This is a genomic window from Pseudomonas sp. MDV22-iso1, assembly GCF_058145095.1.
In genome coordinates, this window is record NZ_JBYVMF010000050.1 from 1 (window position 1) to 14,702 (window position 14,702).

Here is a 14,702-nt window from a genome sequence, read left to right on the forward strand (position 1 = left end):
CATTTCAAAAATATGGTGATGTAGCTCCATAAGCTCCGATACACCGCTCATTGCTCTCGCAAGCAACAACATGCCGACAAGGGATAGAGCTACACCTGCGACAGAAGTACCATAAAGAAGCGACTCAAATTTCAAGACGGTGCCCGATGCTCTTTCCTTTCCCCCTTATTACATCGGCTTTATGCTACTGGCACCTCCGATAGGCGCTTTGGCTTCGAAAGGTTTCAAGCTACCGTCGACAACTGCCAGAGCGGTCACCTTCAGCTCATCGACACGTAACTCTTTGGTGGTTCTTCCGCTGGCTCTGGCATTGCATGAAGAAATTCAAGGGCTTGCTGCCGCTGAGGTGATAACCCAGACGTTGATTGAGTTGATTGGTGAGATGATCTACATACGCGTACGGCACTCGTCTGGCGGAAAAAATCGCAGGCGGTGTCGGTGACCTCACAGGTTTGCGACTCAACTCAAGCTGGACCATCTGCGCGCTGATCACAATCTAGTTAACTACGCACAAGCAATTCAGATTGGTTTGACCGATATTACGTCGAAATACCGAAATTTCTTTTTTTTAGCTTCATTCTTGGCGTCTTGTTCGGCAACAAGCGTGCTCAAGGTATTCGCATCGTAGATAAACACTTCTACATCGCCTTCGAACTCCCTCGTAACGTGTAACGTAACCCGAAGCTTCGGGGAGAGACATTTAGAAAAGGATCTCGGCTTTGGGCTAGGCTCAGCTGTTGAGACGACCTCCGATTCAGGCTTTTCCGTGGAGAGCTGTGGTTCCGATTGGTTTGATGAGCCAAACAGGGCCAGGCGCATTTCTTCCTCACTCAGTTCTGCCATCATCTGGATTTCTCTCGTTGCTTAGGAATGGGACATTCTACACAAGGCTGCGCGATTTCAGTCCGATCGACCAGGAACGAACGCCACCTTGGGCATGGTGATCAATAATAATCGTCTGCGGCATGACAATACTGTTTTGGTTACCAATAGAGACGACTTGACTTGCCAATATGTCTCGATGATCGTCCGTTATCGCTGATAACGGCTGCTGGTCCGCGTTAATGATGCATGGAGGTCAAGAAAAGAATTACGACCAAAAGAATGAGACAAACTGAGGCGGCCAAAACAATGACTCTTTCATCCATGGGAAACTCCTAAAATATTCCTGAGAATCTGACCCAACACGCAAAAATGTCTCACGGACCTTCAGACTTGAACGGCTTCGTGACTAGCCACGCCACCAAAATTTAGCACCATCCGGCGAGGTGGGAATGATTTTTGATCTTGCCAGGCCCCCGTGCCCGACGGAATTCGCATCTGCGCCTCCTATTCCGCGGCAATGGAACTTGAGTAATGCCATCTGCGCCAACGATCCTTATGCCTGGCTCGGTCATTCAAATTAAATAACCAAGATCCTGAGGGATCGAGCCGCTCCATTGTGGCTGCACGTCAAAGAACATTCTGGCAGTAGGGTCTGTGCAACATACTGCGTATGAATACGATGTTTTGCGCTACGGGTCATGAGGTGCTTATGGACACGAACGTAGCAAACAAGACCCACACATTGGCTGGTGGATCGCAAGCAATCCAATTTTATAAAGAGAGCAGATGAACATTACAAAATTGTAATTTTCCAATCATGTCCCCGTTATCTTCAGATTGCAACGATACAGCTCGGCGACGATACGGGAGGCACAACCTGCTTCCCGTAAACAATAATACCAGCCGAAGAGCTTTCTAGTTCTGCCGAACCTAAGGAGTGATGGATGAATAACAACACAAAATATTCGATGGCCGCGTTGGCGATCGTTGTCAGTTCTGGCCCTTCCGTGGTATTTGCGGAGGAAAAGACCGAAGGGTTTATAGAAGGCAGCAGCCTTACGGTGCTAAACCGAAATTTCTACTTCAACCGTGATTATCGTGACGGTCAATCAAGCCCAACGGGCAATGGCTATTCCGAAGCTTGGGCACACGCCATCATTAGTAAATTCGAGTCCGGATTTACTCAAGGCACCGTGGGTGTCGGCGTTGACGCGTTCGCCATGATCGGATTGAAACTCGACACGGGCGACGGCCGTAATGGCGGCCGTAGTTCGTTCGACGTACTTCCCGTCAATAGCCAAGGAGAAGCAAGTGACGACTACACAAAAGTGGGTGGTGCGGCAAAAATTCGCGCCTTTGACACTGTAGTAAAGGTCGGTGACGTCTTCCCATCTAACCCAGTTGTTGCCGCCGGTGACTCCAGACTTCTACCAGAAAGCTTCACTGGTGTAACAGCGACCAACACCAGCATTGACGGATTGACAGTTCAGGCGGGGCGCCTTCACGCTATGAGCCAGCCAACTTCCAGCAATATGCGCGATAACTTCGCGACATTCTATGCCGGGCCTGTTAACTCGCCGTGGGTCGGTTATTTTGGCGGCGACTACAATCTGAACAAGAACGTGATTGTAAGCCTCTATTCCAGCCGTCTTAAAGACGCATGGAATCAATATTATGCCGGCACGGGATTGAACTACTCGCTGTCGGAAGAACTCTCCGTATTCGGCGGTGTAAACTACTACAAAGCCGTTGACGAAGGTAAAAAACTGCTGGGTGAGTTCAACAACAATATTTGGAGTGCTAAAGTCGGCGTGAAGTATGGCGCACACTCTGTCGCACTGTCTCACCAACGAAATAATGGTAACGACGACTTCGACTACCTGCGCCAATCGGATTCCATTTTTCTTGATAACTCAATCCAGTACAGCGATTTCAACTCGCCTAAAGAACGCTCATGGATGGTTCGATACGACTTGGACATGACAACATATGGCGTGCCAGGGTTGTCGTTTATGACACGTTACGGCCGTGGCACCGATGCCGATTACTCGAACGCTAACGCGACCTACATGCGACGCGATGCAGACGGAAATCCGCTGACCGATCAGAAACGCTGGGAGCGCGACATTGAGGTGAAATACGTCGTTCAGACAGGTTCCTTGAAAGACATGTCTTTCCGCCTGCGCCAAGCGAACACTCGTGCAACCGCGTTTGAATCTGACCTGGATGAAGTACGTGTGATTGTTGAGTATCCATTAGCTATCCTGTGATATTGAGCGGGATGACTCGTGCTGCGAGCGTCCCGTCCTCCGAAAAGTTACAGAAATGTCATTTTTCAATCATCTTCACGTTAGGTTGCGTTTTTTATACTTATCGTGAGTTGATAGAATTCTAGCTAGCGCATCTGGCTGGGATTCTATAGACAAGTAGCTAGTCTGTGAAAGTCTGAACTCAATGCTGTTCAGTTGTAATATCCGTTCACCTTTGGAAGCTCCTTTGCTCCTTTGGAAAAGGTGAATTTTTAAGACGTCCTCCGGGACGTCTTTTTTTGGCCTGTCAAAACTTGAGCAAATAAAAAACGCCCGACACCTTTAAATAACGAAGTGGGTCGCGCGTTAATGATTCGTACAATAGCAGTGCAGCTATTAACCGCCTCGTTTACGGCAGTCTCCAGCGACCGTGTAAGTGATCGTATTTAGCTGTCCTTCGGAATCTTCATAAGTCATTGCGGCGGGCACTACTGCGCAGACTTTCGCAGGGCGCACCACACTGATCACCTTCACCACATCCACCTTCATCCCGTACTCGTATTGCTTCGGTACAGGAGCGCTCTTTCCTTGGCTAATCGCGTATTGCTCCATCGCTTTAGTGTTGGCAGCCATCATTTTTTCAAAGGCCTTATCTCCTCCTCCCTCTGCAAATACGCTTGAAGAAATAGCTAAAACTCCGACGAAAGCGAAAATGTTCATAAATTTCATATTCTGTACCTCATCTAATAACAGTTACGAGAATATCAATCTAAACATTGCGACGGCGTGGCACGAAAATTACAAGTATGTAATCAAGCCATCCAAAAAAAACCCGCCACCAGTAACTTGGGACGGGCTTGTTCCAACCTGCGTAACTACATTTACTTTGTCTTCTCATTCTTTTCGTCACTTGACACCACCGGGGCACTCTTCCCTTCTCTGGCTAAATATTTCTCCATTGCTAGATCCTTCGCCGCCATCATTTTTTCGAAGGTTCTATCTCCGCCACCCTCCGCCAACGCAATCGAAGAAAAGACTAAAGCACCTGCAAGAGCACATATTTGAGTAAGTTTCATTCTGACACCTCATATAGATAACGCTATTAGGGTATCAATCCGAACCTATCACCACGGTGGCGTCAAGATTACAGATTCGTAATTTAACTCGCGTAAAAAAGCCCACTACCGAAACTCGGCAGTGGGCTTTAAAATCAAAGAACTATACGGCTGCTGTTTTGTCTTCCTCGGCTTCATCCTCATCTCGACGGTGCGCCCAGTGATACAACGCAGGCAGTATCAGCAGGGTCAACGCAGTTGAAGATAGGATGCCGCCGATCACCACGGTAGCCAGTGGTCGCTGGACCTCTGCTCCGGTACCGGTGGCCAGAGCCATAGGAATAAAGCCAAGGGAGGCCACAAGGGCCGTCATCAACACTGGGCGTAACCGTGTTAGGGCTCCCTCATTGATTGCAGAGCCCAACGAATGCCCCTCCTCTCGAAGATTGCGGATGAAAGCGATCATCACCAACCCGTTCAGCACCGCTACTCCCGACAAAGCAATAAAACCAACACCCGCCGAGATCGACAGCGGAATATCACGTAGCCACAAAGCCATCACTCCACCCGTCAATGCGAATGGAATCCCGGTGAACACCAACAGCCCGTCCTTGAGATTGTTGAACATCATGAACAATAGGGCGAATACCAGGAGCAGAGCTACCGGGACGACAATCTGTAAGCGTTTGGCGGCTGATTGGAGTTGCTCGAACTGCCCACCCCAGTTTATCCAATAGCCGGCCGGGATTTGCACCTGCTGATCAATAGCGGTGCTGGCTTCCTGCACAAATGAGCCAATATCCCGTCCACGCACGTTAGCGCTCACAATCACCAGACGCTTACCGTTTTCACGACTGACCTGGTTCGGCCCCAGCACCAGATCGAGGGTTGCCACCTCTGAGAGGGCAATGAAAGCGATCTGATCGGAGTTGCCGTTAAGCAGCGCCGGCACCGGAATCAGCAGCGTGGCCAATTCCTCGAGGTCCTTGCGCATGGCGTCGGATAAACGCACTACCATGTCGAAGCGGCGGTCTCCTTCATACATGGTACCGGCCTGGCGGCCACCAACCGCCACCGCAATGGTGTCTTGTACGTCGCCAACGTTCAGACCGTAACGCGCGGCTTTGTCACGGTCGATGTTAATGGTCAGCACCGGCAGCCCCGTCGTCTGCTCGACTTTGACCTCGGAAGCACCATCGACTTTCTGCATGGACGCGGCAATTTTCGCGGCAGTGCTGTTTAGCACAGCCATGTCATCACCGAATACCTTGACTGCCACATCACTGCGCACGCCTGATATCAGCTCGTTGAACCGTAACTGAATAGGCTGTGAAAGCTCATAGTTGCTACCGGGCATAGCGGCCGTGGCTTTTTGGATATCGGCTATCAAAGTCTCTCGGGATTTATTGGGATCAGGCCATTGAGCTTTGGGCTTGAGCATCACGTAGCTATCAGAGATGTTGGGCGGCATTGGATCTGAGGCGATCTCTGCGGTACCTGTACGAGCGAACATCCGCTCAACTTCGGGCACCTTTGCCATCACCAGTTTTTCGAGACTCTGCTGCATTTCTACCGATTGTGTCAGGCTGGTACCCGGTACGCGCAATGCTTGCAGGGCAAAATCTCCTTCGCTGAGGCTCGGCACAAACTCACTGCCCATTCGACTGGCAACAACTCCGCACACAGCAATGACGCCGAGTGCCATGGCGAATGCTAGCGACCGATGCCCCATGACCCAGTCAAGCGCGGGCGCATAGACCCGGCGTGCCCCTCGCATGACCGCGTTCTCCTCTTCCTTGACCTTGCCAGTTACGAACATGGCAATTGCCGCAGGCACAAAGGTTACTGACAGCAGCATGGCACCGACCAAAGCAATCACCACGGTAAATGCCATGGGGTGGAACATCTTCCCCTCAACGCCGGTCAGGGCAAAAATCGGCAGGTAAACGACCATGATGATCAACTGACCAAAAATCAGCGGTCGGCGGGCTTCCTTGGCTGCTGCAAACACTTCGTGAAAGCGTTCGGAGCGGGTGAGGATCCGCCCGTGGTGTTGCTGTGCATGGGCCAGACGTCGGATGGCATTTTCGACAATCACCACCGCGCCATCGACAATAATGCCGAAGTCCAGCGCGCCAAGACTCATCAGATTGGCGCTGACCTTATTGGTGAACATGCCGGTGAATGTGAATAGCATTGCGAGCGGGATCACCATGGCAGTAATCAGCGCGGCGCGAATATTGCCAAGGAACAGAAACAGAATCGCGATCACCAGGATCGCACCTTCAATCAAGTTCTTTTTAACCGTGGCAATCGCCTTGTCAACTAAATTAGTACGGTCATAGACGGTGATCGCCACCACCCCTTTAGGCAACGAACGATTGATCTGCTCCAGCTTGACGGCAACGGCCTGAGACACAGTTCGGCTGTTTTCGCCGATCAGCATGAACACCGTGCCGAGTACAACTTCACGACCGTTTTCCGTGGCCGCGCCAGTGCGCAACTCACGTCCAATATCCACGGTCGCGACGTTTTTTATGCGGATTGGTGTGCCGTCGACATTGGCCATCACAATGTTGGCGATATCGTCGGTAGTCGCCACTTGGCCAGGCGCACGAATAAGCAGTTGTTCACCGTTGTGTTCAATGTAACCGGCGCCGACGTTGGCGTTGTTTCGTTCCAGCGCTGTCACAAGGTCAGTAAGCGTCAGCTTATAAGCCGCTAAACGTTTCGGATCGGGAGCAATCTGATACTCCTTGGCGAACCCGCCAATGGTGTTGATTTCTGCAACTCCCGGAACGTTGCGCAACTGGGGTTTGATAATCCAGTCCTGAATCACTCTAAGGTCGGTTGGCGTGTAGGGGCTGCCGTCCTCCTTGACGGCACCTTCTTCGGCCTCGACCGTCCAAAGGAAAATTTCACCCAGACCGGTAGAGATCGGCCCCATGACGGCTTCCACACCCTCGGGAAGTTGCTCCTTGGCCACCTGCAAACGCTCGTTGACCAATTGCCGGGCGAAGAATAAGTCGGTGCCTTCTTTGAAGATCACCGTGACTTGCGACAGACCCGAGCGTGAGAGGGAACGTGTCTGCTCCAGAGCTGGCAAACCAGCCATCGCAGTTTCGATGGGGAAAGTGATGCGCTGCTCTGTTTCGAGTGGTGAGAAACCTGCGGCACCTGTATTGATCTGTACCTGGACGTTGGTGATGTCGGGTACGGCGTCGATCGGCAGCTTCTGGTAGCTGGCTATACCGAGGCCGGCCATGAGAAAAACCGCGAGCAGCACGATAATGCGCTGCTCGATGGCAAATTGGATCAGGCGTTCGAACATGAGAACCTTCTCGTGGAAGTGGCGGATCAGTGGGCGTGTGTAGCCGAGGCTTTACCCAGTTCTGATTTCAGAATGAAGCTGCCGGCAGCAGCAACTTGAACACCGGGCTCCAAGCCCCCGGTAATTTCGACCAGACCTGCCGCACGACTACCCACTTCAACCGGCTTCGCCTGAAATCCGTCTTCGGTGCGAACGAAAACGGTTGGTTTGTCCTCGACCGTCTGAACGGCCGTTTCCGGCACTGCGACTCTCGCCTGTCGGGTATCGGTCTCAACCAGCACGGTCACAAATAACCCCGGGCGCCAGGCGCCTTGTGGGTTGGCAAGGGTCACGCGGACTGTTGCAGTGCGGGTCTGCTCACCCAGCAAGCTTCCAACGTAAGCCACGGTTCCAGTAACTTCGGCGTTCAACTCCGGAGCACTGACCGTGACTGCCTTGCCCACCAGCACCTTGTTCAAATCCTTAGGGGAAACGCCGAAAGTTACCCATACACGCGACAAGTCTGAGAGGGTGAAGGCATTGGTGGTTTCGCTAACAACCTCACCGATACCCAGATGTTTTTCGACCACGACGCCGTCGAACGGCGCACGTAACTCATATCGATTACCGCCGCTGGCCACCGAGCTACCACTGAGTACACTGATTTTTTGTCGAGCATTACTCATAGCGATCTCGGCTTCTTGCAATGCCTGTCGGGCCTGAAGAAAATCCTGCTCGGCGGAGATTTTGTCCTGCCATAACTGGCGCTCACGCTCGTAGGTGGTGCGCGCTAACTCCAAACGGCGTTGCGCAGCGGCTTGCTCGCTACGCTGGTCAGATATTTGTTGGCTGGCGATCACGGCCAATAGCTGACCTTTTTTTACGGGTTGGCCGAGATTGACATGGACCGATTCGACGACACCGGATACCCGAGGCACCACATGTGCAGTGCGGTCTTCATCGAAACGGACTTCTCCAGGAAAAGGCAATGAGAGGCTGATGCTCTGTGCCTTCGCTTCGACCAACTGAATACCGGCCGAGTTGATCTGCTCGTCGCTCAGTGTCAGATGACCTTCTTCTGCCTCGCCTTCGGCATGCTCGCCTTCAGCTGACTCCTTTGCGGCACCCTCGTTGCCATGATCGTCGTGACCGTCGTGGCCCTGTTCTTCTTGCGCCTGAGCCCCAGTGGACGGTGCCGAGGAGCTACCCATCCAGAGGGAACCGATTCCAATGCCCACCGTCAGGGTCAATGCGGTGACAAGGATTAGTTTTTTATCCATGGAGACTCCCTGCGCAGCTCAGTTAGCAGCCACGAAATACCGTGGCACTGCAACACTGAGCAGCGGCGAAAAATAAGTAATTTGAAATTCAAGGGGCACGAGTGAGCTGGTCGACATCACCAAAAATTCGCTCGATTCGCACCCAGGCGTCTGTCGCCTCTGCAATGGCTTGGATGTATTGGGTGCGTGCGCTGATCAAGGTGCGCTGAGCATCGAGCACGTCCAGGAAATTGAACTTGCCCATTTCGAAACCCCGCGTAGCGGTGTCAACTGCATTTTGTGCGGCAGGCAGGATGGTCTTATTGAACGAGGCGACTTCAGTGTTTGCCGTCGTCCACTGATCCAGAGAGGTTTGAATTTCTGTGCGCAGACGTAACTCACTGGCATTGCGAAGGTCGCGGGCTTGATCGGTACGGCGGGCAGCTGCCAGTACATTGCCTTGGTTACGGTTGAATAACGGAATAGGCATCGACAGCCCCACGACATTCACCCGCTCGCGTTCTCGTTCATCGTATTGGCTGCCGACACTTACGGTGAGGTCAGGAATACGCTGAGCTTTCTCAAGACCGAGAGAGGCTTCCCGCTGATCGATTTGAAGCTTTGCCAACCGTAGCTCTGCGGTCTCGCCGATTCGGTTAATCAACAGCGAGGGTTCCGGCACCTCTGGCATCGATTGGCCGGTATCCCCCACAGACACGAACGCAGGCAATGGTGCTCCCATGACCTGAGCGAGCTGCTGATAGGCACTGGCCTCATCCCGCTCGGCCCGTCTCAACTCTAGGCGCACCTCCGACAACTGGACTTCTGCTCGCGTACCTTCAACAGGCGATGACTTGCCGCTATTGATACGACCTTGAGCAACACGCAAACCTCGCTCGGCGAGCTCAACCGATTGACGAGCCAAGAGCAACCTTTGCTGAGCCGTTGATGATTTGTAAAACGCCTGGATGACATCAGCACGCAAAACATTACGTTTACGCTCCAGTTCAATTCCAGCCGCGTCCTGAGCTCGGCTGGCAACGTCTATCCGGGCTCCACGCTTGCCACCCAGCTCAATCGGCTGGTTGATCATCACCGTCGTAGTCCGTGAATTTCGTCGAGTATCTTCAGCTTCCCAAGACAGCTCGGGGTTAGGAATCAAGCCCGCTTGTTGTCGATCTCCTTGAGCAATACCAATCTCCCACCGCGCTGCAGCCAGATCAGGATTGTTGGCAAAAGCAGCTTCTAGGGCCTGATCCATTGTGAGCCTTTGAGCGCTTGTCGCGAACAAAGGACTGACCAGAAGTGTAAGGATCGCAATCGCACCTGCTCTTAACATGGTTTTATGCATATTTGGGTGCGTAATAAACTTTCTATACCGAAGCAATTCCATCATTCCTAAAACCCTTAAAACATTTTCCATGAGGCGGAATGTAGTTCTCCCCACCTATCAACAAGGTGACTGAAAAATTACAAATACGTTATCCGGCGGCAAGGCTCTATTTTTTGCATTAGTATGAATACGTCGGGAAACGCTGAGCGCGCTGCAACAAATGGAAATAAACAGAACACGAAGACATATTTTTTCTTATGTGTGAACAATCACGACTTGATGAATGGTTTGCAGGCATAAAAAATAACGAAATTGATCTAAGCCTTGCTACATCTGTGGCAGGTATCGGCTTCGCAGCTCGAGATTTAAGGTGCTATACAAGCAGTAAATAATTTTATGTAATAAGTCACCCCAACTAACTATTGAACACTAACAAACTAACAGTCCTGGCTCTAAAATTTAATACTCAATCCGACATATTTATAGAAGGGTGAAAACCTATGCGAATCCTTGTGATAGAGGACGAGCTGAAGACTGCCGAATATTTACATCAAGGCCTGACAGAAAGCGGCTATATTGTAGATTGTGCATCAACAGGTGCAGACGGACTTCACTTGGCACGTCAGCAAGCTTATGACTTAGTAATTCTTGACGTAAACCTCCCCGAAATTGATGGGTGGGGGGTTCTCGAAAACATTCGGCAGACAAGTAGTACTCGGGTAATGATGCTGACCGCACGAGGACGTCTGGCAGATAAAATCAAAGGACTGGATCTAGGTGCCGATGACTATCTGGTCAAGCCATTTGAATTCCCGGAATTACTAGCAAGAGTACGTACGCTAACGCGGCGCAGCGAACATATACCGGTTCCGGAGGTGCTTAAAGTCGCGGACTTAGAGCTTGATCAAGGAAGGCACCGCGCATTCCGGGGAACGCAACGCATAGATCTGACAACAAAGGAGTTTGCTCTGCTCCATTTACTAATGCGCCAATCCGGAGAGGTATTGTCTCGCACACAGATTATCTCCCTAGTTTGGGATATGAATTTTGACTGCGACACGAACGTTGTCGAGGTGTCGATCCGAAGACTGAGAGCGAAAATAGATGATCCATTTGAAACCAAATTGATCCATACCCTCCGCGGCGTTGGCTACGTTCTAGAGGCTAGGAAATGAAGCCAGTCAGCCTATCGATGCGGCTGGGGTTGACGGTCAGTATGATGGGAGCAGTGCTGGTAGTGTTTTTAGCGGTACTGGCATATCTGGCGCTTTCCCATGAATTGGATTCACGGGCAAAAGACAGCCTTGAAAAAAAGATGAGCCAGATAGAGCACAGCCTACTGATGGATATCAGTACTCTTGAGATTAGTCAAGAACCTCATGCTTTGTTAGATCAAGTACTAGGGCATGACAATCTCAACCTGACTGTCTTCAATGTAGGCATGAGTAAACAGCTCCTAAGTTTTGGAGCAGATATACCTGAACGCTCGGCGACCCCGTCCGGACCGGGCGCCAGTAATAAGCTATCCTACACCACTGGGTCTGATGAGGCAGAAACCCACATCCTCGCAGCCTCTAAAATTATGAAGTTGCGGGATGGTGAGTCGGTATCGGTACTACTTACTATTGAGCGTTCTAATGATGAAGCGCTACTTAACGCCTATCTGAACTCGACCATTGTCGCTGTTCCGCTGTTATTGGTTCTGATTGGTATCAGCGCTTGGGCAATAGTTCAACGCGGCCTTTCTCCGCTCAGGGAGTTCCGTAAAGTTGCTGCCATGGTTTCCGCCCAGGACCTTAGCCATCGACTCTCCGTTGTGAAAATGCCGCAAGAGCTGAGTGAACTTGCTCATGCCATAAACTTCATGCTCCACCGCCTTGATAGCGGGGTTCAGCAATTGTCGCAATTTTCCGACGACTTGGCACACGAGTTGCGCTCACCGATCACCAATCTTATGGGCAAAGCACAAGTAACCCTTTCCCGTGAGCGTCCAGCAGAAGAGTACAAGGCTGTTTTGGAGTCCTGTACCGAGGAGCTGGGACGTGTCACCAGAATTGTTTCTGATATGCTTTTTTTGGCCCAAGTTAGTCATCCAGCAACTCTAGTACCGTTTGAATGCATTTTATTAGAGGACGAAGCATTAAAAGTCATCGATCTTTTCTCGCTGTCGGCAGAAGAAAAGAATGTCCGCATAGGTGTCAGCGGCTGCGGAAAGGTACTCGGTGACCGCCTTATGATCCAGAGAGCCATTTCAAATCTTTTGTCAAATGCGATCCGCCACTGCCCATCAGGGCAGTCAATCTCTATAGCAATAGAAACTCAACCGGAGAAAGTGTCCCTGGTTGTAAGTAATCCTGGCGCGGGGATTGAATCTCAGCACCTACCTCATATTTTCGACCGTTTCTATCGCGTGGATACCAGTCGCTCACGAGCAGAGGGTGGCACAGGATTAGGATTAGCAATTGTGAGATCCATCATGAGCCTTCACCAAGGATCTGCGGACGCCAAAATTTTACAGGGCCAGGAAACCATTTTTCGACTCACATTTCCAAAATACAATGCACAAATCAGCTGGAAACCTGAAAAAAATAAAGAGTGAGGTTGTAAAATTCGACCAACTTAATACACATCGATGAATTGCGACGTTATAAAAATCTGCTGCCAAGATTCTAGTCGAAAGATGTATAGCGAAGCTTACTAATAATGAAGCGAGACAAACTGCATTAGACGTATATTTCGCCCCTCCCTCTCCCAAACCCTTGAATCGATTAATGCGATTGGCAGCCAGGTTGCGAGACTCGATCCAACGCGTAACATTTCAAAATTGTAATTTTAGAGACATCTCTTCGTTATCTTAAATTTGCAACTATAGGCGGCGAACGCGCCCGTAGAAGGCCGTTGGGGGGAGGAAATACAAAAAAGACTGTGGCGAAGAGAAGCTTACCAACTGCTTACAGTAATAAGTAGACTGAGTAGCTGGAACAACGAACCGGAGGATAAGTATATCCCCAAAACACACTTGGATGGAGGCTCTATGCAGCCGAACTCTAGGTGAACCCTATGCGCCATAGATTTATCCTCTCAAATCTCGTTGGGCCGAACTCTCCAAAAAACAACTAATAACAGAATCGGAAAAATATGATGAGAAAGACTTTTATTTCGCTGAGTGTCGCGTCGTTCACGCTTAGTTTAAGTCCGCTCGCTTCTGCCGAGTTCCTTAAAGATAGCAAAGCCAATGTCGAACTACGCAATTTCTACTTCAATCGCGACTTTCGACAAGACACAGCAAGCCAGTCAAAACAAGAGGAGTGGGCACAGGGCTTTCTCATGCGCTATGAGTCGGGATACACGGAGGGTACTGTTGGTGTAGGTTTTGACGCGATTGGCATGCTTGGTCTAAAACTCGACTCCAGTCCTGATAGAACTGGGTCCGGCCTTCTTCCTCGGAGTATCGAATCCCCTCGCCGAGCCCAAGATGACTACAGCAAGCTAGGTGCAACAGCAAAGTTAAAAGTATCTAAAAGTGTTGTAAAGATTGGCACATTGATGCCTAAACTTCCTACGGTTCAATCCAACGACTCACGCCTGTTACCTCAAAGCTTTCAGGGTGGGCAGCTGAACTCTATGGAAATAGATGGCCTTACTTTGGATGCTGGCCAACTTAAACAGATTAATCTGCGTGACTCCTCAAATAACGAGGACATGACGATTTCAAGCGGCGGACCTCGAGGGATCATTGTTCGCGGCGGGCAGACCAGCGATGAGTTTAACTTTGCTAGCCTGAACTACAAATGGAACAAGAATATATCCACAAGCTATAGTTACGGCGGGCTCGACGGCCTGTACAAACAAAACATCGTCAACTTCATACACGTCCTTCCTTTGGATGAAAAACAACAATTCAAGAGTGACCTCCGGTACGCACGTTCTACTGACGACGGTAATAGTAACGTAGATAACACTGCGCTCGGAGCTATGTTCACATATGCATTTTACGGCCATCAATTGGGCTTGGGCTATCAAAAGATGATTGGCGACACTGGATACGCCTACATCAACGGATCAGACCCATTCCTAGTTAACTTTGTGCAAATAGGAGATTTTTCAAATAAGGAAGAAAAATCTTGGCAAGCGCGCTACGATTTCAACTTTGCATCCGTTGGAATCCCCGGCCTGACGTTCATGACTCGATACATTAGCGGTGACAATGTTGACTTGGGGAGTGGCAAACCGAGCGGTAAAGAATGGGAGCGCAACATGGACATAGCTTATGTTTTTCAAGAAGGAGCATTGAAAAATCTAGGTATCAAATGGCGTAACGCGACAGTGCGAACAACGAATTTCGGCAACGATATTGATGAGAATCGATTGATTCTTAGCTATACACTCCCACTGTTCTGATCGATTGAGTGATGGTGATATATGGTAGGCTGTATCTATTTTTAACGCCATATGTTCCCTCGCACTACTTGATTACATTTCCAAACTCGCTGAGAGGCGAACATCGCAATGCGCATACCGTTGCTTAGAAAATAACTAGGCATCTGCTGTTCAACAACGATTACTCCTATTAAACCCCCCTCCAAAACTGTAAGCACCTTGCTAGCTTTTTATACGAGTGCGATCCATAAACCCCACCTACCCAGCACCTGGATAGCAGGTTACCGTGGC

10 protein-coding genes and 2 pseudogenes are annotated in these 14,702 nt (G+C 50.3%); 5 read left to right on the top strand and 7 right to left on the bottom strand.

Going from position 1 to position 14,702, the window contains the following annotated elements; translation table 11 throughout:
- A pseudogene (locus AC3ZVB_RS28850) lies at nt 1-162 on the bottom strand (copper homeostasis membrane protein CopD); the annotation flags it as partial.
- Nucleotide 163: 1 nt separating this feature from the next.
- Between AC3ZVB_RS28850 and AC3ZVB_RS28855 the strand changes: the two are divergent.
- Nucleotides 164-489, top strand: a pseudogene (locus tag AC3ZVB_RS28855) (hypothetical protein); the annotation flags it as partial.
- A gap of 30 nt (nt 490-519) precedes the next feature.
- Here AC3ZVB_RS28855 and AC3ZVB_RS28860 read toward each other — a convergent pair.
- Entirely contained in the window at nt 520-846 is a 327-nt protein-coding gene (locus AC3ZVB_RS28860; RefSeq protein WP_490148458.1) for a hypothetical protein, read from the bottom strand.
- A gap of 923 nt (nt 847-1,769) precedes the next feature.
- Here AC3ZVB_RS28860 and AC3ZVB_RS28865 point away from each other — a divergent pair.
- Nucleotides 1,770-3,095: an OprD family porin gene (locus tag AC3ZVB_RS28865; RefSeq protein ID WP_490148459.1), complete on the top strand. Its 1,326-nt coding sequence runs from the start codon at nt 1,770-1,772 to the stop codon at nt 3,093-3,095.
- A gap of 375 nt (nt 3,096-3,470) precedes the next feature.
- Here the strand turns inward: AC3ZVB_RS28865 and AC3ZVB_RS28870 are convergent, their stop codons facing one another.
- From AC3ZVB_RS28870 to AC3ZVB_RS28890, 5 genes are all read right to left on the bottom strand, one after another.
- A complete protein-coding gene (locus AC3ZVB_RS28870; RefSeq protein ID WP_075946980.1) occupies nt 3,471-3,803 on the bottom strand; it encodes a DUF2790 domain-containing protein in 333 nt (110 codons plus the stop codon).
- 152 nt (nt 3,804-3,955) lie between these two features.
- The gene (locus tag AC3ZVB_RS28875) at nt 3,956-4,150 is read right to left on the bottom strand and encodes a co-regulatory protein PtrA N-terminal domain-containing protein (RefSeq protein ID WP_490148460.1); all 195 of its coding nucleotides are present in this window, start codon (nt 4,148-4,150) and stop codon (nt 3,956-3,958) included.
- Between the two features lie 142 nt (nt 4,151-4,292).
- Entirely contained in the window at nt 4,293-7,460 is a 3,168-nt protein-coding gene (locus AC3ZVB_RS28880; RefSeq protein WP_490148461.1) for a CusA/CzcA family heavy metal efflux RND transporter, read from the bottom strand.
- A 26-nt stretch (nt 7,461-7,486) separates the two neighbouring features.
- Entirely contained in the window at nt 7,487-8,719 is a 1,233-nt protein-coding gene (locus tag AC3ZVB_RS28885) for an efflux RND transporter periplasmic adaptor subunit (RefSeq protein ID WP_490148462.1), read from the bottom strand.
- A gap of 88 nt (nt 8,720-8,807) precedes the next feature.
- Complete coding sequence (locus AC3ZVB_RS28890; protein WP_490148466.1) at nt 8,808-10,037, bottom strand: TolC family protein; 1,230 nt, start codon at nt 10,035-10,037, stop codon at nt 8,808-8,810.
- 494 nt (nt 10,038-10,531) lie between these two features.
- Between AC3ZVB_RS28890 and AC3ZVB_RS28895 the strand changes: the two genes are divergently transcribed.
- From AC3ZVB_RS28895 to AC3ZVB_RS28905, 3 genes are all read left to right on the top strand, one after another.
- Nucleotides 10,532-11,206, top strand: coding sequence for a heavy metal response regulator transcription factor (locus tag AC3ZVB_RS28895; protein ID WP_490148463.1), 675 nt, complete (start codon nt 10,532-10,534; stop codon nt 11,204-11,206).
- Nucleotides 11,203-12,630 carry a heavy metal sensor histidine kinase gene (locus AC3ZVB_RS28900; protein WP_490148464.1) on the top strand — a complete coding sequence of 476 codons (1,428 nt, stop codon included), beginning with the start codon at nt 11,203-11,205 and terminating at the stop codon, nt 12,628-12,630. Before AC3ZVB_RS28895 ends, AC3ZVB_RS28900 begins: the two co-directional genes overlap by 4 nt.
- Before the next feature lie 542 nt (nt 12,631-13,172).
- Nucleotides 13,173-14,432 carry an OprD family porin gene (locus AC3ZVB_RS28905; RefSeq protein ID WP_490148465.1) on the top strand — a complete coding sequence of 420 codons (1,260 nt, stop codon included), beginning with the start codon at nt 13,173-13,175 and terminating at the stop codon, nt 14,430-14,432.
- Nucleotides 14,433-14,702: the final 270 nt, after the last annotated feature.